Raw genomic sequence first — 18,313 nt, forward strand, 5'->3', positions numbered from 1 at the left:
CTGCGCAAGAAGCTACTGAAAACATAGCAAACTAAATTCCGCCCACGATGCACATAGGGCCAGCTGTCTGGTAAAAGACTCGATCCCCCACAGCGTGAAAACAAGCATGCCTACCCCCACACCCGCCACGCTGTCTTCCAGCCCCACCCTGCACTGGACCGAGAACGACCAGCCGCAGTCTGCCCATTGGCACTCCGAACGCGGCGCGCCACCACCCAAAAAGGTGGTGCTGGCCGACGACACGATGAACGCCGACACCGCCTACCACCTTGCCTGCGAAGGTACGGCACTGCTGTGGCGTGGCGACTTCCACAACGCGCGCCAACTGCTGCAGGCGATGACGCGGCGCATCGACAAAACCCCGGCCCGCAAGCAGCGCAAAGCCCCCAAGGATGCGGGCACGCTGGCCGATGCCTTCCACCTGCACCGCCAGGCCCAGGCGCAGCGCGCACGGGTGCTGAACATGCTGCTGGTACCCATGGCTGCAGACTACAGCGTGCCGCTGCGCCGCGCCCCCAAAGTGCACGCCGCCTGCCTGGCCGCGTGGGGCCCGGCGGACGCTGCAGCGGGCCCATCGGTCATCACTCTGCGCGAGCTGCAGGGCCTAACCAGCGCGCACGAATGGCGCCGCGTGGGCATCGAAATACCGGCGCTGGGCGCGGCGCCGCTGAACCGCATCCACCCGCATTACGGCGTGTTTTCTCCGGTGCGGGGCGAATACATCGACCTGGTGGCCAAGGCGCCGCTGCCTGCCGATACGGCGGTGGCCTTCGACATCGGTACCGGCTCGGGCGTACTGGCCGCGGTGCTGGCTCGGCGCGGCGTGGCCCAGGTGGTGGCCACCGACCAGGACCCACGCGCCCTGGCCTGCGCGCGCGCCAATCTGCTGCAGCTGGGCGTGGCGCCAACGGTGCAGGTGGTGCAAACCGATATGTTCCCCGAGGGCCAGGCCCAACTGATCGTCTGCAACCCACCCTGGCTGCCGGCCCGGCCTGGCTCGCCCATAGAACACGCGGTGTACGACGAAGGCAGCCGCATGCTGCTGGCGTTTCTGGCCGGCTTGAAGAAGCACCTGGCGCCGGGCGGCGAGGGCTGGCTGATCATTTCCGACCTGGCCGAACACCTGGGCCTGCGCACACCCACCGAGCTGCAGGACGCATTTACCCAGCACGGCCTGCAAGTGCTGGGCCGGCTGGACGCCAAGCCTCAACACCCCAAGGCTACCGACGCCAATGCGCCCCTGCATGCTGCGCGTGCAGCCGAGCTGACGACGCTGTGGCGGCTGGCGATATTGCCGCTCTAGGGTTTAGTACAGCACGCGGCGGAACAGGCTCAGCGCCAGCTGGTAGCCCAGCAGCTGCAGTTCCGCATCAAAACGTTCGCCTTCATCGCGCATGAAGGCGTGCACGCCGTTGAACTCGTGCCAGGTGAAGTTGACGCCGCTGTCGCTGAGCTTTTGGTAGACCAGGGCGCGGCCTGCGGCGGGGATGTGCGGGTCTTGCTTGCCCCAGACCATTTGCAGCTCACCCTTGATTTCGCCGGTGCGGCCCAGGCTGTCATTGCCAGGCTGGGACGGCACCATGCCCGAATGGATGTCGGTGGCATAGAAGCACGATGTAGCGGCAATCGCCGGGTTCAGCGCCGCGCGGTAGGCCAGGCCGCCACCCAGGCAGAAGCCCATGGCGCCTATGCTGCCGGCGTAGTAAGGCAGGCTGGCGGCGTAGTCGATGATGGCCTGGGTGTCACTGTCGTGCGCCTCCAGGGTCTTGGCCACCTTGTCGGCATTGCCCTTGTCGCGGCCTGCGTCGTCGTAGCCCAGCACGGTGCCGATGGGGTTCAGCTCATGGAACACCTCGGGCACGATGACGATGTAGCCGTGGCCGGCCATGGTCTGCGCGCTGCGGCGTATCGGACCGGTCTGCTGAAAAATCTCGGAATACAGGATGATGGCCGGGTACTGCCGGGGCTTGGCAGCGCCGCCGTCCTTGGGCCGGTACACATAGCAGCGCATGGGGCCGGTGGGGGTGCTCAAATCGACTTCGTGGGCTTGGATTTGCACGGCAGGTTTCCTAGGGTTGGGGGTCGTTGGCAGCAGCCTTGCGCGCCAGGTCTTGCTGGTGGGCCGCCAGGTCGCCTAGGCGTATGTTTTCAGGTGCGGCACGTAGCTTGGCATGGCCCACGCGCTGCGCTTTGTAAATACCGCTATGCCCTGAAAAAAGATAGCTGGCTACGCAGGCCAGTGCTGCGTAAACCCCGATTTCGGCACCAAACAATTCCATGGCCATCAGGGTGGAAGCCAGCGGTGTATTCGCCGCACCGGCAAACACCGCCACAAAGCCCACGCCGGCCAGCAGAGGGAAGGGCAGCTGCAGCAGCGGCGCCAGCGCATTGCCCAGGGTGGCGCCCAGGTAGAACAGCGGGGTCACTTCGCCGCCCTTGAAGCCCGTGCCCAGCGAGGCCACGGTGAAGGCGAACTTACCCAAGTAGTCCGTAATGGCCAGCGGGTGCTGGAAGGCATCCACGATGGTGGGGATGCCCAGGCCGATGTAGCGGTCTGCGCCCAGCCAGAACCAGGCCACGGTAGCCACCACCACGCCGCCCAGGAAGGGGCGCAAGGGGCTGTAGGCGATGTGCTTTTTCATGAAAGCGCCCAAGGCATGGGTGGCATCGGCAAACAGCTTGCCGGTCAGGCCGAACAGGCAGCCCGCCAGCACCATGGCCAGCAGCGGCCAGGCGGCCACGGGCGGCACCAGTGGCACGACGTAATGGGTATGGTGCACACCCCACAACAGGCCCACCTGGTCGGCCACGATGGCGGCCACCAGACAGGGCAGTAGGGCGTTGAAACGCATGCGGCCCAGGGCCAGCACCTCCAGCCCGAAAATTGCGCCGGCCAGCGGCGTGCCGAACACCGAGGCAAAGCCAGCACTGATGCCGGCCATCAGTACCATGCGGCGGTCTTCGGCGTGCAAACGAAACAGGCGCGTGAGCTGGTCGGCCAGCGCGCCGCCCATTTGCACCGCCGTACCCTCGCGCCCCACGGACGCGCCAAACAGATGCGACACCACGGTGCCGAACAGCACCAGCGGCGCCATGCGCAAGGGGATAGTGGCCTTCGGGTCGTGGATCTCGTCAATCAGCAGGTTGTTACCCGCCTCCACACGCTGGCCAAAGCGCAGGTACAGCCAGCCCACGCCAAAGCCGGCGAACGGCAGCAGCAGCAACAGCCAGCGGTGGGCGATGCGGGTTTGCGTGGCCCATTCCAGAGCAAACAGAAAGAAGGCAGACGCACTGCCCGCCAGCACCGCCACCAGCATGGCTAGGCCGATCCACTTAGCCAGGTAGATCAGCACATCCACGGCCTCGGGGCGTTGTAGCGAGGGCATCGATAGACCTAGTTGGCCGGGCAGGCCCGCAGCGGCTTGCCCGCCAACGCGGTCTTCAGGCCGTCGAGCTGGGTCTTCAGCGCCGCGTCCACCGCTGGCAGGCGCAGCTGCAGGCCGTGCTGCTCGGGCCGCTCGACCACCACCTTGGCGGTGCGCACGCCGCGCTGGGCCAGGTCGCCCAGGGATTTATTGGCTGCCGCTTCGCTGTCGAAACGGCCCAACAGAATGCCGGGTTCCAGCGATGGGGGCGCAGCTTCGTATTTGACGTGCAGGCCGCGCAGCTCGGCCTTTTTGCGGTCGGTGAACTCGGCCGTCTGGTAGCGGCCCATATAGACGATCCAGCGGCCTGGATCGGTGGCTTCATCCAGTGACCAGGAACCCGCTGGCAGGGCTGCCAAGGCATCGCTCAACTGCTTGCCACGTGCTGCGTCAAACAGGCCGGCCACCAAGCATTCGGTGGGCTCGTTCGCCGCTATGGCCGGAGCCGAAGCCGGCGCGCTGGCAGCAGAGGCCGCAGTTGCGGCTGCCGCCACGGCCTCGGGCGTCAGCACCACCAGCATCTCGGGGTGGATCTGCTGCTGCAGGCGTTGCGGCTCGGACTGCTGCTCCGGCGCCAGGCCATAGGCGGCCAGCAAGCCATGCGACCAGGCAAAAAACAGGGCGTTGGCCAGCACCAGGGACAGCAGCAACGCGCGCAGCATGGTCTTGCTTCCCATGGTCATGCTCCGGTCGATCCAGGTGTTGCCGGCGCAGCGGGGCGCACGCTGACCTCGGAACTGGTCACGGTCTGCATGCCCGCAGGGGTTTGCAGCAGCAGGCCGCCCTGCGCATCTACACCGCGCGCCATGCCCACGGTGCCGTTGCTCAGGGTCACCGCGTTGCCGCACAGCAGGTCGCGCCGGGCAAAGCCGGACAGGAAGGGCGCCAAACCGGCCAATTGAAAGGCCGCCAAGGCCTGCAGCAGCGGCGGCGCCACGCGCAGCAGGGCTTCCCCCGCATCCACGTCGGGCAGCAGCTCCTGCAGGCAGGCGGGCGGGGTGGACAAGCCCTCGGATGCACGCGGCGCGATATTGATGCCCACGCCCACCACCACCGAGCGCTGCTCACCTGCGCCGGCGGTTTCGATCAGCACGCCAGCCAGCTTGCGCCCCTGCAACCAAAGGTCGTTGGGCCACTTGAGCTGGATGTCCGAGTGCAGACTCTCGGCCACGCTCACGCCCACGGCCAGCGACAGGCCAGCCCAATCCGCCGGCGCCAGCGGCAGGGAGACAGAGAAAGTCAGCGAATCGCCCACCTGGCTGTGCCAGTCACGGCCCAGGCGGCCCCGGCCGGCGGTTTGCTGCTCGGCCACCAGCAAGGTGGGCTCGCAGCGGCCAGCGCGCACGCGGCGCATCAGCTCGCTGTTGGTGGAGGCTATCTGCGGCAGCACCTCGACCGTGAAGTCCGGCCACTGCGGCGACACCGCCTCCCAGATCGCCTCGGCGGGCCAGCGCATCACTTGTGCAGCCTGCTCAGGCGGCGTTTAGGCGCCAGCAGCGTGCCGCGGCAGCTGGGGGCACCGCACCAGCAGGGGTATTCGGCCTTGAGCTTGGGGGTGTAGCGCTCTTCCAGCATCAGGCCGTAGTCGTAGTTCAGCTCTTCGCCGGCGGCGATGTCGCGCAGGGCGATGATGAAGATGCGGCCGTCCTGCTCATCGGTTTCGCAGTTCGGCTCGCAGGCGTGGTTGATCCAGCGTGAGGAATTGCCACCGTAATTGGCGTCGATCACCCGGTCTGCGTCCACATGGAAATAGAAGGTGTGGTTGGGCTGGCTGGGGTCGTGCGGGTGCCGGTCCTGGGCTTCCTGCCAGGTGATGATTTCGCCGACGTACTCGGCCACTACATCGCCGGCGGCGATGTTCTGCAGCGCAAAAACGCCCTTGCCATGCACGCCGGAACGGCGAACCTGGATGCGACGGCCTGGATTTCTAGCGGCTTTCGGTCGGGTTTTGGAAGTCACGGCAAAACTCTGTTAACTTAAATAAGGAGCCCATCCGCGAATTTGTGCGCGAAATGGGACAAAGCCGGATTGTAGAAGTGGCCCCACCCTGGTTGACGCCGCTCAGACAAAGTCCGCACAAATTCAAAAATTGGCAAAGTGAAGTTATGACAAAAACCCTGGTGATTGCCGAAAAACCCTCGGTGGCGCAAGACATCGTGCGTGCGCTCACACCGACCGCTGGCAAATTCGAGAAGTTCGACGAGTATTTCGAGAGCGAAAAATACGTGGTGACCAGCGCGGTCGGCCACTTGGTGGAGATCCAGGCGCCGGAGGAATTCGACGTCAAGCGCGGCAAATGGAGTTTTGCGCATCTGCCGGTAATTCCACCGTATTTCGACCTAAAACCCGTCGATAAAACAAAAACTCGCCTCAACGCCGTGGTCAAGCAGGCCAAGCGCAAAGATGTGACCGACATCATCAACGCCTGTGACGCGGGCCGCGAGGGTGAGCTGATCTTCCGCCTGATCGAGCAGTACGCCGGCGGCTCCAAGCCCCTGGCCAAGCCGGTGCGCCGGCTGTGGCTGCAGTCCATGACACCGCAGGCCATCCGCGACGGCTTTAGCGCGCTGCGCAGCGAAGCGCAGATGCAGGGCCTGGCCGATGCGGCCCGTTCGCGCTCCGAGGCCGACTGGCTGGTGGGCATCAACGGCACCCGCGCCATGACCGCGTTCAACTCACGCGACGGCGGCTTCTTCCTGACCACGGTGGGTCGGGTGCAGACGCCCACGCTGTCGGTGGTAGTGGAGCGCGAAGAAAAAATCCGCAAGTTCGTCAGCCGCGATTACTGGGAAATCCACGGCACTTTCGATGCCGAAGCCGGCAACTACCCCGGCAAATGGTTCAACCCCGACTGGAAAAAACCGCCGCCCGGCCCAGACGGCCAGCCCGACGCCGAGCAGCGCGCCGACCGCGTCTGGAACGCAGCCGAGGCGCAAGCCATTGCCAACGCCGCCCGCGGCAAGCCCGCCACGGTGACGGAAGAAAGCAAGCCCACCACGCAGGCATCGCCCGCCCTGTTCGACCTGACCTCGTTGCAACGCGAGGCCAATAGCCGCTTCGGCTTCAGCGCCAAGACCACGCTGGCCCTGGCCCAAAGCCTGTACGAACGCCACAAGGCGCTGACCTACCCGCGTACCGATTCGCGCGCCCTGCCCGAAGACTACCTGCCCGTGGTCAAGGAAACCATGGGCATGCTGGCCAATAGCGGCATGAAGCACCTGGCACCCTTCGCCAAGCAAGCGGTGGACGGCAACTATGTGAAGCCCACCAAACGCGTGTTCGACAACAGCAAGGTCAGCGATCACTTTGCGATCATCCCCACGCTGCAAGCACCGAGCGGCCTGAGCGAGGCAGAACAGCGGCTGTACGACTTCGTGGTGCGCCGCTTTTTGTCGGTGTTCTTCCCCAGCGCCGAATACCAGGTCACCACCCGCATCAGCACGGTGGCGACTGAGGGCAAGAAGTACGCGTTCCGCAGCGACGGCAAGGTGCTGGTCAAGCCGGGCTGGCTGGCCATTTACGGCAAGGAAGCCGTCAACGACGACGATGAAAAAGACGGCAAGAACCTGGTGCTGGTGAAGCCGGGCGAAGTGGTGCAGACCGCCTCGGCCGACCCCAAGGCACTGAAAACCCGGCCACCGGCCCGCTACTCCGAAGCCACGCTGCTGGGCGCCATGGAAGGCGCCGGCAAGACTATCGACGACGACGAACTGCGCGAAGCCATGCAGGAGAAGGGCCTGGGCACGCCAGCCACCCGCTCCAGCATCATCGAAGGCCTGATCGCCGAAAAGTACATGCTGCGCGAAGGCCGCGAGCTGATCCCCACGGCCAAGGCCTTCCAGCTGATGACGCTGTTGCGCGGCCTGGATGTGGAAGAGCTGTGCCACGCCGAGCTCACCGGCGAGTGGGAATACAAGCTGTCGCAAATGGAGCGCGGCCAGATCAGCCGCGCCACCTTCATGGCCGAGATCGCCGCCATGACCGAGCGCCTGGTGAAAAAGGCCAAGGAATACGACCGCGACACCATTCCCGGTGACTACGCCACCCTGTCCGCGCCATGCCCGAATTGCGGTGGCATCGTGAAAGAAAACTACCGCCGCTACACCTGTACCGGTGCCGATGGCCACAGCGAAGGCTGCGGTTTCTCCTTCGGCAAATCGCCCGCAGGCCGCACTTTCGAACCGGCCGAGGTCGAACAATTCATGCGCGACCGCCGCATTGGCCCGCTGGACGGCTTCCGCTCCAAAGCCGGCTGGCCGTTCACCGCCGAAATGCTCATCAAGTTTGATGAAGAAACCAAGAACTACAAATTGGAGTTCGACTTCGGCGACGACAAGGCCGGCGAGGAAACCGGCGAGCTGGTGGACTTCAGCGCCGCAGCCAACCTGGGCAACTGCCCCAAGTGCGGCAGCCCGGTGCACGAGCACGGCGCCAACTATGTGTGCGAAAAGAGCGTGCCCACCCAGGCCCACCCCACGCCCAGCTGTGACTTCAAGAGCGGCAAGATCATCCTGCAGCAAACGGTGGAGCCCGAACAGATGCACAAGCTGCTAACCACCGGCAAGACCGATCTGCTGGATAAGTTCGTCTCCATGCGCACGCGCCGCAACTTCAAGGCCTTCCTGGCCTGGGACGCGGAAGCCGGCAAGGTGAACTTCGAGTTCGCTCCCAGCAAGTTCCCACCTAGACCAGGTGCAGCTGGTGCAGCCGCCAAATCGGCTGCGGCCAAAAAAGCCGCGCCGGCCAAGAAGGCAGCGCCCGCTAAAAAGGCCGCTGCCAAGAAAACCGCAGCCGCCAAAACCCCGCGCAAGACCGCCACCACCGGCGGCCTGACGCCCAGCCCGGCACTGGCTGCGGTAGTGGGTAGCGAAGCCGCTTCGCGCCCGCAAATGGTCAAGAAGATGTGGGACTACATCAAGGCCAACAACCTGCAGGACACGACCAACAAGCGCAACATCAACGCCGATGCGCTGCTGGAACCGGTGTTCGGCAAACCGCAAGTCAGCATGTTCGAGCTGACCGGGCTGATCGGCAAGCACCTGAGCTGATCGCCCGGCCTGTTTGCTATTAAATAAAGAGCTGCTGCCGCAGGTGATGCCTGCGCTAGCGGCTTTTTTTATGTGAAACCGAACAAGGCGGCTGGCGTGTCCCACAAGACCTGCTGGCGGTCCGCCAGTGGCAGCCAGTGGTCCAGCGCCTCGCGCTGGGCGGTGTAGTTGGTGGTTTGCTCAAACAGGGTATGCGGCCAGTCGCTGCCCCACAGCAGGCGGTCCAGGCCGAAAGCCGCGCGCAGCAAAGGCAGAGCACACAGGGCTGTCGCCTCGCCCGCACCCTGGCTGCCATTGCGGTAAGCCCCTGACAATTTGACCCAGACCTGGCGGCTGCGGCCGCGCTCCAGCAGGTACCGGAAGCCCGGGTCGTCCACGCCCAGCCGGGCATCGGGTCGGCCGAAATGGTCCACCACGACGGGTAGCCCCGCGTCCAGCAGCGGATCGACCACGCCTTGCAAGGCACCCGCGCTTTGGTGCACCTCCACCTGCCAGCCCAGACGCCGAATAGAGCCCAGCAGGCCGGCCCAGGGCGCGCCGCGCAGGTCAGGGTTGGGCAGACCCACCAGATTCAAGCGTATGCCGACGATGCCGGCCTGGGCCAGGCGGTCCAGCTCGGCAGCGTCCACCGCCGGTTCCACCACGGCAATGCCGCGCAATCGCTGTGGCTGCTGCCGCAGGCATTCGACCAGATAGTGGTTGTCGGTGCCCAGAAAGCTGGGCTGTACCAGCACGCCATGGCTCATGCCGTGGCTGTCCAGCTGCTGCAGATACGCACTCAGGGGCGCGTCATAGCCGCTGGGGGCCCGCCGCCTGTCCGGCATGGGCAAACTGCGGTGGAACACATGGGCGTGGCAGTCTATGGCTTGCACTGGGGAGTGGGACATAAGGTGGGAGCAGGCGGCCAGAGGTGTGACGGCCGTCAGACCCAACACCGTGGTGTTGAAGTCTCTACGCGAGTTCATGCAGCTTGCATTGTCAGCGCACGGCCGCGGGTTTCAGGCAGGCACAACACCGTCACCATGGCCAACCCGTAGGCAATGGCGGCGTCGATGCCGATGGCTTCGCCCAGGGGCATGGACTGGCTCATATAGCCCACCAGGAAGGGGAAGATGGCGGACGCAATGCGGCCAAAGTTGTAGCAAAAGCCTACGCCTGCACCGCGCATGTCGGCTGGGTACAACTCGTTGAACAGCGAGCCCAGGCTGGCCGGAATGCCCGCCGCAAAAAAGCCCAGCGGAAAGCCCAGCACCAGCATGGCCGCGTCGCTCAGGGGCAGGTACACATAGGCCAGCACCGTGACGATGCAGCAGGCGGCAAACAGTGCGACATTGCGGCGCCGGCCGATGCGGTCTATCAGCTGCGCACTGGCCATGCAGCCGCACCAGAAGGCAATGATCACCACCGCCAGATTGCCGCCCGTGCTGAGCACAGACAGATGCCGCTCCTTGGACAGATAGGTCGGCAGCCAGGTCATGATGGCGTAGTAGCCGCCATGCGCGCCGGTACCCAGAATGGCGCCCAGCAGCGTGGTCTTGAGCACGTCCGCCCGGAATATCTTGGCCAGGTTGAACCAGATGCCACCCACGTCGGCACCGGCCACTGCTGCGGCGCGCACGGGCTCTTTCAGGCTGCGGCGGATGTAAACCACCAGCAAGGCTGGCAGCAGCCCCACGGCAAACATCACGCGCCAGGCCATGTCCGGTGGCAACCACGAAAAGGCAACTGTGAACAGCAACACGGCCGCGCCCCAGCCCACGGCCCAGGCACTTTGCACGGCGCCCATCGCCTTGCCACGGTTTTCCGCACGAATGGTCTCGGCCATCAGCACCGCACCGGCCGCCCATTCGCCGCCAAAGCCAAAACCCTGGAACGCCTTGAGCACCAGCAGCTGCGGAAAGGTCTGGGCAAAGGCGCACAAGAAGGTGAAGCCCGCGAACCAGACGATGGTCCATTTCAGCGTACGGATACGGCCAAAGCGGTCCGACAGCGCACCGGCCACCCAGCCGCCCAGCGCCGAAGACACCAGCGTGACGCTGCTGATCAGCCCGGCCTGGCCCTTATCGATGCCAAAGGCCGCAATGATGGCCGGAATGGCCAGGGTGAACATCTGCACATCCAGTGCGTCCAGCCCCCAGCCGGCAAAGCAGGCCCAGAAGGTTTTACGCTCGGTGGGCGTTCCTTGTTTGTACCAAGTAAACATAAATCTCCTTCAGACCTTGTTATATAAACATATAGATGACTGTATGAATTCTAGAAGCCAGGCCAATATTCGAAAGCAGTAGAAACCCTAGGCAGCCCCGCATACCGGTGCGCAGCCGCAGACTGGTACAGTCGAAATTCCTTTGAACATCTACATGAGTGCACGCCAGTTGCAAGCCCCTATGGACGACCGCCTGCCCCGCTACCAGCAAATCCGTGACGACCTGGCGCGCCGCATTGCCGCGTCGGAATGGCTACCGGAGCAGGCGATCCCTACCGAGGCCGAGCTGACCGACAGCTACGCGGTATCCACCGGCACGCTCCGCAAGGCCATCGACCTGCTGGTGGCCGAAGGGGCGTTGACGCGCAGCCAGGGCAAGGGCACCTTCATACGCCGGCCTCGCTTCGACTCCTCGCTGTTCCGCTTCTTCCGCTTCAAAAGCCGCAGCGGCGAAGCGGTAAAGCCCCGTGCCCGCGTGCTGAGCCGGGAACTGGCCCAGCCCGATACCGAGGTGCGCAGCGCCCTGCGCCTGGACCCGGCGCAGAGCGCCATCCATTTGTCGCGCCTACGCCTGATCGACAACGAACCTGTGCTGGCCGAAGACATCTGGCTGCCACGCGACGGCTTCCAGGCGATCGAGACCCTGCAACTCGACGCGTTCGAAGACCTGCTGTATCCGCTGTATGAAAAAGAGTGCCGGCAGGTCGTGGCCTCGGCCACCGAAACCCTGCGCGTGGAGTCGGCCAGCGCGGCACTGGCGGCGCTGCTAAAGGTCGCGGTGGCCAGCCCGCTGATACGCGTGCACCGCGTGGCTTTCGACTTTGCCGGGCGGCCCATCGAATGGCGCAGCACCTGGGGCGCGGCTGACGGTTTCGAGTACCAGATCGACATCCGCTGACAAGCGCGCGCCCCATCCTCCAGATGGCGGACGGCCCTGGTACAAAGCCGCTTCCGCCAGGCCGCTAGCAGGTGCATAGTGGCGGCGGTCGGCGCCTCGGGTGCTGCGCATCGGAGGTCTTATGCAGTGCACATTCCGCATCCCGCGTACCCCACGCATATACGCCGCCGTCGCCATGTCCCTGGCGGCCTTGGCCCACGCCCAGACGCCGACCCCAGCACCTCCGCCCTGGTTACCGCTGGCCACCTGGCTGCTGTATTTCATACCGCTGCTGGCGCTGTTCGGCGCGGTAGTGGCCATCTGCGTAATACGCGCGGCCTTGAAGCAATCGGTCGGCTGGTCGCTGGCCGACGCCCTGTCCGAAGAAGTGGATTTGCCGGTCTATACCGAGGTGAAGGATGCCGCCGGCAACACCACCCGCAGCCTGCAGCTGGGCCCGGATGGCAAGCCCCTGCTGGCGGCCCAGATGCGCGCCAGCAGCAGCCGCGTGATCGCACTGATGGGCATGGTGGCGATCCTGTTTCTGTTCATCGGCTTTGGCGCGCTGGCCCTGTTCTCGCTGGGCCGTACCGGCCAGGTGCCGGACAGCCTGGAGCGGGTGGTGAACTTTCTGGTCTCGGGCATGACGCTGTTTGCGCCCTACGTGGTCAACAAATTTGCTTCGCTGTTCCAAGGCCTGCCGCGGGGTAAATAAGCAGGTTCAGCCACACAGAAAGTCCACCAACACGCGCACCCGCATCTCCAGCGGCTGGCCGTCGCGCTGGAACAGCCATGAAAAAAGCCGCTAGCTGGCCTGGGCCAAGCTTGGGGCTGCCGTGCCGCGCAACTGCAGGCCCTGGTGCACCCGCCATGCCAGGAAAGCCGCCGTCAACGTGGAGCCGACCACCACATAGCCGATCACGCCGTAGTTCTGCAGCTTGCCATCCGCACCAAACGACACGATATGCCCGGCCACCAGCGATGCCAAGCCACCGGCCAGCTGCTGGATGGCGGCACTGATGGCGTTGTAGGCGCCACGCTGGGTCGCCTCCGGCACCATGCTGGACATGGCCTGGAACGGAATCAGGCGCGAGAAGATGCCGACAAACAGCACCACGTTGACCAGCACCAGCAGCCAGAAGGGCACAGCGGCCAGGTGGGTGTAGACCAGCACCATGGCAATGGTCAAAGCGCTGCCCACGAAAAACACCGGCAGCTTGCCCCAGGTATCCGCCGCCCGGCCGACCAGCGGGCCAACAAAGATGGTGAACGCACCGGTGATCAGGTAGATCGTAGGCAAACGCTCCATGGCGATGCCCACGTTGTTCACGATGAACGCGCTGCTGAACGGCATCAGCATGTAGCCGCCGGTGGTCAGCAGCGCGGTGGTGGCAAAAGCCATCAGATAGCGCGGCTCGACCACGGTATGCCACAGGTGCATGAAGGCGCTTTTCTCCTGCGGAATGCGCAGGTGGTCGGCCACCGGCTTCATGCCCAGGACGATAACCAGTCCGCCAATGCCCCCGACCACCACCATCGCCAGAAACGGGGCGTGCCAATTCCAGCGGTTGGCCAGATACAGGCCCACAGGCAAGCCCAACACCTGGCTGGCGGCAAAGGCCGTCTGGATCACGCCCATGACGCGGCCGCGCTGCTGCGGGGCAAACAGGTCGGCCGCAATGGCCATCACCACCGAACCGATGACGCCGCCAAAAATGCCCGTCACCACACGCGCCAGCAGCAGCATTTCATAGTTCGGCGCCAGCCCGCACCACAGCGTGGCCAGCACAAAACCGGTATAGAAAAACAGCAGCAGCTTCTTGCGGTCGAAGCGGTCCGCGAAGCCCGCCGTCAGCAGGCCCGACAGGCCGGCGCTGAAGGCGTAGGCCGACACGACCATGCCGAACTGGCGCGTGCTGATCTGCAGTGCGGGCATGATCAGCGCACCCAGTGGCGACATGATCATGAAGTCCAGAATCACAGCGAATTGCAACGCCGCCAGCAGGCCCGCCACAAAGGTCTGGTAGCGGGTGAACTTGGCCGGCGCGGCCTTGTGGGGGGTGGTGGATGTCATGCGATGGGCCACTCAAAGTACTGCGCAGTGTGCCGCGAAGGCAGGGCTGGCGCAGATAATGGCAGGTAAAGATGCTGTTGCATAGGCGATGGTTGAATTTGAAATTTAATATAGGTGCCTATATATTAATATAGCCTCCTATGTATTGTCAATACGATATATGAGCGATGACCATTTACCCCCCAACCCGCTAAAGCTCATAGGCCGTGCGCACCGCAGCTTTGCCCGCATCGCCGATGTGGAGCTGCGCGACCTGGGTTTCGCCACGGGCCAAATGCCGGTGTTGATGGGGCTCAAGGGTGGCAAGGCGCTGTCGCAGGCCGAGCTGGCCCGCATTGCGCAGGTAGAGCAACCCAGCATGGCCCAGCTGCTGAACCGCATGGAGCGCGACGGCCTGGTGGAGCGCGTCCCCGACCCCGCGGACAAACGCAGCCGGCTGATCTCGCTAAGCACCACGGCGGCCAAGCGCATGCCCAAGGTCAGGGCGATGATGGAAGTGCTGAAGGCGCAAGCGCTGATTGGCTTCACTCCAGAGGAGATCGCCCAACTCGCCAGCTTTGTGGAGCGGATCAATACCAACATCGACCAGATGGCGGTCGAAAGAAGCAACGCCTAGGCTACCGCCGCCTCCAGATTAATCCGAGCAGCGGCTTCATGCAATGCGAAGAAATGGGGCGTGCTGTAAATATGCGACCGGTCCAGAAAGGACTGCAGCACGGCCCGGCGCTTGCGCCGGAATATCCAGCCCGGCACGAAAGCGTATTCGGCACGAATCTGGCGCTCGTATTCTGCAAACCGGGTGGCGGGTGCGGCCAGAATACCAAGGTCTATATCCACCAGAAGTTGCTCGTCCGTAGCCTCGGGTGCAGCGCTGTGCCGCGTCGCCATGACCAGGTCATGCACGCGCTGGCATAAAGCCGGCGGCAGGGCTGCAGCCAGCAACGCATCGCGCGCCCAGTCTGCGCTTTTCTGCTCGTTGTCCGATCGCTGCAGCGCGTACACCGCATCATGGAACCACAAAGCCAGCTCGACCTCGGCCGGCTGCTGTGCCAGATGCAGACTGGTTTCCAGCGCCTCAAGACACTCGCGCAGATGCTGCAGGCTGTGGTAGTGGCGCTGCGGTTCGGCATAGCAAGCCAACAAGCGCGCCTGCAGCCCAGCCGCCGGTACGGCTACGCCCAGACCCCGCCAGGCGCGTTGCCAGGAGCGGTCAAAAATATCTGCAGCGTTTGGCAATGGTGATGAATCGCTCACAGCTTTGCCCCTGGGTTTACTACAAACTTCATAGCTGCTAGCGCAGGTCTTATCTGCGCCAGCGGGCTATTTCATCATTATTTGACGGCGGCAATCGCCATGATCTCGACCTTGATCTCGGGGCGGGCCAGACGGGCCTCGACCGTGGCGCGGGCGGGGCCGATGCCGGTGGTGCCAATCCAGGCGTCCCACACCGCATTCATGGCGGCGAAGTCACCCATGCTGGACAGATAAATGGTGGCGCTGAGGATGTGCGCCTTGTCGCTGCCGGCCTGGGCCAGCACGGTGTCGATCTGGTCCAGCACGCTCTGGGTCTGGGCGGCGATGGGCAGGCTGGCGTCTTCTGGAATCTGACCGGCCAGGTAAGCCACGCCGTTGTGGATGGTGGCGTCGCAGAGTCGGTTGCCGGGGTTGATGCGTTGCAGAGGCATGGGAGTCTTTCTGAAGAGTAAGTGGATGGAAATGCTTGATCGTACTGTCTTGGCGCCACACGCTTTTGTCCTGCAAAGCTAAAAAACGGTCTCCAAATCGTCACGCATTTGAAATATTTCCTCTATCCAATGCGGGGTTTATTTGGGAAACACCTATGTTCATCCGCCGTGCCCTGCTGGGCTGTGCCATCGCTTTAAGCTTCAACGCATTTGCCGCGGAAAGCCCCTACCTTACCCATAAGCAGCTGGACATCATCCCCTTCATGCCCGCACCCGTAGCCAACGGTAGCGCCGAGGACCGCGCCCAACAGATGCTGGTGCTGGCGGCGCAAAAAGCGGCCACGCCCGAGCGCATTGCACTGGCCAACAGCGACGCCGAAGAAACGGTGTACGCCATGTTCTCCACAGTACTGGGGGCCAACTTCAAGCCGGCCAACCTGCCCCTGTTCACCGCCATGTTCGCGCGCATGGGCGACACCGAAGACGCCGTGGTGGACCCGGTCAAGGCCTTCTTTGGCCGTACACGTCCGTTCCTGAACAACCCGGACATCAAGCCCCTGGTGAAGCCGTCCAAAAGCGGGTCCTACCCGTCGGGCCACACCTCGCGCTCCACCATGATGGCCATCGTGTTGAGCAGCATGCTGCCGGAACAACGGGCGGCCATCTTTGCGCGCGCCAACGACTACGCCGAAAGCCGTGTCATCGGTGGCATGCACTATCCCAACGATCTAGATGCAGGCCGCCGTGCCGGCAGTGCCATGGCCGCAACCCTGCTGGCCAGCCCCACATTCAACACCGATTTCGAAGCCGCCAAGGCAGAGCTGCGCAAGGCGCTGGGCCTGCAGTAAACCCCGACTGGCGAATAGAGATCCCGCCAGGCACTGGCCTTAGCCGCGCGAGCGGCAGACAATGGCCCTCCCTGTTTCTGTCCAAGGAGATCCGAGCATGGCTACTGGAACTGTCCGCCTGCACCGCGTGCTGAAAACCCGGCCGGAGAAAATCTACCGCGCATTTCTGGATGCCGCGGCCATCACCAAATGGTTGCCGCCCTATGGTTTCGTCTGCAAGGTGCAGCATATGGAAGCCAAAGTCGGCGGCAGCTTCAAGATGTCGTTCGAGAACTTTTCCACCGGGCTGGGCCATTCGTTTGGCGGCGAATACAAGAAGCTGATCCCCAACGAACTGATCCAGTACACCGACACCTTTGACGATCCCAATTTGCCGGGTGAGATTTTTGTGACGGTCAGCCTCAAGCCCGTCTTGTGCGGCACGGAAGTGCACATCGAGCAGTCTGGCATTCCCGAGGTCATCCCCGTGGAGATGTGCTACCTGGGTTGGCAGGAGTCGCTGGCACAGCTGGCAAACCTGGTGGAGCCGGAAATTCCGGGTTAAGTCGCTGCCAGCGCCGAAACCTTGTCACGCTCCTAAATTAATAGCTACCTGCGCAGTTTCTTTGTGCGCTAGCGGCCTATTTGACCTCTAACCAGACCGGGTGGAACAGGCCGCAACCGCCGCCGCCAGAATCTGCACGCCCTGCGCAATCTGTTCGACCGCCAGGCTTGCGTAGCCCAAGACCAGGCCGGCCGGCCGGGGCTGGGCACCCGACGGTGGGCTGGCGAACAGCGGTGACACCGGGTAGACGCCCACACCCCTCGCACGGGCCGCCGCGGCCAAGGCCGGCTCGTCCTGCGGCCGCAGCGAGGGCAGCCACAGCACGGCATGCAGCCCAGCTGCCGTGCCGGCAAGACGCGCATCGCCAGGCAGGTAGCGCGCCACCGCATCCAGCAGGGCCGTACGGCGGCGCTCGTTCTCACGGCGGCTGCGCCGCACATGGCGCTCGTAAACACCGCTGTCGATCAGCGAGGCCAGCACCCGTTGCTCCAGCGCGGGTGCATGGCGGTCGGCCAGACGCTTGGCCTGGCGAAACACCGGCACCAGCTCGGCGGGCAGCACCAGATAACCCAGGCGCAGCTGCGGCGACAAGGCCTTGGAGAAGGTGCCCATGTAGATCACCCGCCCATCCGCCTGGATGGACTGCAGCGCGTCCACCGGGTGCTGGCCGTAGCGGAACTCGCCGTCGTAGTCGTCCTCGACGATCCAGGCGCGCTGGCGTTGCGCCCACTGCAGCAGTTCCAGGCGCCGGCCTATGGGCAACACACCGCCCAATGGAAACTGGTGCGATGGCGTGACATAGGCCAGGCGCACACGCTCGTCGCTGGGCAGGCTGGCGGTGTCCAGGCCCTGGGTGTCCACCGGCACCGCCAGCAACGCGGCGCCCGTGGCCTCGAAGCAGCGGCGCGCCATCAGGTAGCCCGGATCTTCAAACACGAAGGCATCGCCCACGTCCAGCAGCAGCCGTGCACATAGGTCGATGCCCTGCTGCGAACCGTGCACCACCAGTATCTGTTCAGCATCACAAGCCAGGCCACGCGCACGCCGCAAATAGCCCTGCAGCGCGCGGCGCAGGGCCGCATCGCCCTGGGGTGGCACGTAGTACAGGCTGTGCTGCTGGCGCAGCAATTCAGTCTGGTAGGCCCGCCGCCAGGCCAGCGTAGGAAAGTCACGCGAGGCCACCGCCCCGTACAGGAAATCGATGCGGGCCGGCTCCGCCGCCGGCAGCCCCGGCATCTGCATGCCCGCCACACGGCGGCCGAATGCGGACAGCGCAGGCACCGGCTTGCCGCGCCGACCCACGGCTGTACGCGGCGTTGCGGGCGCAGCCGACGAGCCGGCAACCCGAGCGGCCCGGCCCTTGGAGGTGATGAGAAAGCCCTCAGCCGCCAGTTGCTCGTAGGCGGCGGTGACGGTGGTGCGCGACACGCCCAGGTCGGCCGCCAGGGCCCGGGTGGACGGTGCGGGCGCGCCCACCGGCAAAGTCGCGTCGGCCATCTGCGCACGCAACAGATCGTAAATACGGCGCCCGGCACCGGGCACACCAGCGCGGCGATCGAACGAAGATTTAGACTGGCCCATGAAAAATTCACAAAACTGGCTCTTCTGA

At 64.4% G+C, this 18,313-nt stretch carries 18 protein-coding genes; 7 read left to right on the plus strand and 11 right to left on the minus strand.

Features of this window, described 5'->3' with window-relative positions:
- The first annotated feature begins 106 nt into the window (after positions 1-106).
- Positions 107-1,303 (plus strand): methyltransferase, encoded by a 1,197-nt coding sequence (locus tag AC07VY_RS24535; protein ID WP_495099798.1) that lies wholly within the window; start codon positions 107-109, stop codon positions 1,301-1,303.
- A gap of 3 nt (positions 1,304-1,306) precedes the next feature.
- On the opposite strand, the gene AC07VY_RS24540 is transcribed toward AC07VY_RS24535, so the two are convergent.
- From AC07VY_RS24540 to AC07VY_RS24560, 5 genes are read right to left on the minus strand one after another with little or no spacing between them, the layout of a single operon-like run.
- Complete coding sequence (locus tag AC07VY_RS24540) at positions 1,307-2,059, minus strand: dienelactone hydrolase family protein (RefSeq protein ID WP_495099799.1); 753 nt, start codon at positions 2,057-2,059, stop codon at positions 1,307-1,309.
- A gap of 10 nt (positions 2,060-2,069) precedes the next feature.
- Entirely contained in the window at positions 2,070-3,386 is a 1,317-nt protein-coding gene (locus AC07VY_RS24545) for a voltage-gated chloride channel family protein (protein WP_495099800.1), read from the minus strand.
- An 8-nt stretch (positions 3,387-3,394) separates the two neighbouring features.
- Positions 3,395-4,102: an SPOR domain-containing protein gene (locus AC07VY_RS24550; protein WP_495099801.1), complete on the minus strand. Its 708-nt coding sequence runs from the start codon at positions 4,100-4,102 to the stop codon at positions 3,395-3,397.
- A 2-nt stretch (positions 4,103-4,104) separates the two neighbouring features.
- Positions 4,105-4,881, minus strand: coding sequence for a biotin--[acetyl-CoA-carboxylase] ligase (locus tag AC07VY_RS24555; RefSeq protein WP_495099827.1), 777 nt, complete (start codon positions 4,879-4,881; stop codon positions 4,105-4,107).
- Positions 4,881-5,384: an SET domain-containing protein gene (locus AC07VY_RS24560; RefSeq protein WP_495099802.1), complete on the minus strand. Its 504-nt coding sequence runs from the start codon at positions 5,382-5,384 to the stop codon at positions 4,881-4,883. Before AC07VY_RS24560 ends, AC07VY_RS24555 begins: the two co-directional genes overlap by 1 nt.
- 146 nt (positions 5,385-5,530) lie before the next feature.
- Between AC07VY_RS24560 and AC07VY_RS24565 the strand changes: the two genes are divergently transcribed.
- Complete coding sequence (locus tag AC07VY_RS24565; RefSeq protein ID WP_495099803.1) at positions 5,531-8,473, plus strand: DNA topoisomerase III; 2,943 nt, start codon at positions 5,531-5,533, stop codon at positions 8,471-8,473.
- 68 nt (positions 8,474-8,541) lie between these two features.
- Here the strand turns inward: AC07VY_RS24565 and AC07VY_RS24570 are convergent, their stop codons facing one another.
- Both AC07VY_RS24570 and AC07VY_RS24575 read right to left on the minus strand, forming a co-directional pair.
- A complete protein-coding gene (locus AC07VY_RS24570; RefSeq protein ID WP_495099804.1) occupies positions 8,542-9,438 on the minus strand; it encodes an amidohydrolase family protein in 897 nt (298 codons plus the stop codon).
- Entirely contained in the window at positions 9,435-10,676 is a 1,242-nt protein-coding gene (locus tag AC07VY_RS24575) for an MFS transporter (protein ID WP_495099805.1), read from the minus strand. Before AC07VY_RS24575 ends, AC07VY_RS24570 begins: the two co-directional genes overlap by 4 nt.
- A 154-nt stretch (positions 10,677-10,830) precedes the next feature.
- On the opposite strand from AC07VY_RS24575, the gene AC07VY_RS24580 reads away from it, so the two are divergent.
- Both AC07VY_RS24580 and AC07VY_RS24585 read left to right on the plus strand, forming a co-directional pair.
- Positions 10,831-11,574 (plus strand): GntR family transcriptional regulator, encoded by a 744-nt coding sequence (locus AC07VY_RS24580; protein WP_495099806.1) that lies wholly within the window; start codon positions 10,831-10,833, stop codon positions 11,572-11,574.
- A 121-nt stretch (positions 11,575-11,695) separates the two neighbouring features.
- Entirely contained in the window at positions 11,696-12,268 is a 573-nt protein-coding gene (locus AC07VY_RS24585) for a hypothetical protein (RefSeq protein WP_495099807.1), read from the plus strand.
- Between the two features lie 90 nt (positions 12,269-12,358).
- Here AC07VY_RS24585 and AC07VY_RS24590 read toward each other — a convergent pair whose 3' ends face one another.
- Positions 12,359-13,627, minus strand: coding sequence for an MFS transporter (locus AC07VY_RS24590; protein WP_495099808.1), 1,269 nt, complete (start codon positions 13,625-13,627; stop codon positions 12,359-12,361).
- 160 nt (positions 13,628-13,787) lie between these two features.
- On the opposite strand from AC07VY_RS24590, the gene AC07VY_RS24595 reads away from it, so the two are divergent.
- Positions 13,788-14,243 (plus strand): MarR family winged helix-turn-helix transcriptional regulator, encoded by a 456-nt coding sequence (locus AC07VY_RS24595; protein WP_495099809.1) that lies wholly within the window; start codon positions 13,788-13,790, stop codon positions 14,241-14,243.
- Here the strand turns inward: AC07VY_RS24595 and AC07VY_RS24600 are convergent.
- Positions 14,240-14,881: an HD domain-containing protein gene (locus AC07VY_RS24600; RefSeq protein WP_495099810.1), complete on the minus strand. Its 642-nt coding sequence runs from the start codon at positions 14,879-14,881 to the stop codon at positions 14,240-14,242. The two genes, AC07VY_RS24595 and AC07VY_RS24600, sit on opposite strands and share 4 nt — an antisense overlap.
- Positions 14,882-14,958: 77 nt before the next feature.
- Positions 14,959-15,312, minus strand: a complete 354-nt coding sequence (locus tag AC07VY_RS24605) for a RidA family protein (RefSeq protein WP_495076952.1) — start codon at positions 15,310-15,312, stop codon at positions 14,959-14,961.
- A gap of 155 nt (positions 15,313-15,467) precedes the next feature.
- On the opposite strand from AC07VY_RS24605, the gene AC07VY_RS24610 reads away from it, so the two are divergent.
- Both AC07VY_RS24610 and AC07VY_RS24615 read left to right on the plus strand, forming a co-directional pair.
- Positions 15,468-16,160, plus strand: coding sequence for an acid phosphatase (locus AC07VY_RS24610; RefSeq protein ID WP_495076953.1), 693 nt, complete (start codon positions 15,468-15,470; stop codon positions 16,158-16,160).
- 97 nt (positions 16,161-16,257) lie between these two features.
- Positions 16,258-16,704, plus strand: coding sequence for an SRPBCC family protein (locus AC07VY_RS24615; RefSeq protein ID WP_495099811.1), 447 nt, complete (start codon positions 16,258-16,260; stop codon positions 16,702-16,704).
- 87 nt (positions 16,705-16,791) lie between these two features.
- Here AC07VY_RS24615 and pdxR read toward each other — a convergent pair whose 3' ends face one another.
- On the minus strand, positions 16,792-18,285 hold the full coding sequence (gene pdxR / locus AC07VY_RS24620) for a MocR-like pyridoxine biosynthesis transcription factor PdxR (RefSeq protein WP_495099812.1): 1,494 nt from the start codon (positions 18,283-18,285) through the stop codon (positions 16,792-16,794).
- Positions 18,286-18,313 lie beyond the last annotated feature (28 nt).

The organism is Rhodoferax sp. GW821-FHT02C08, from assembly GCF_059421805.1.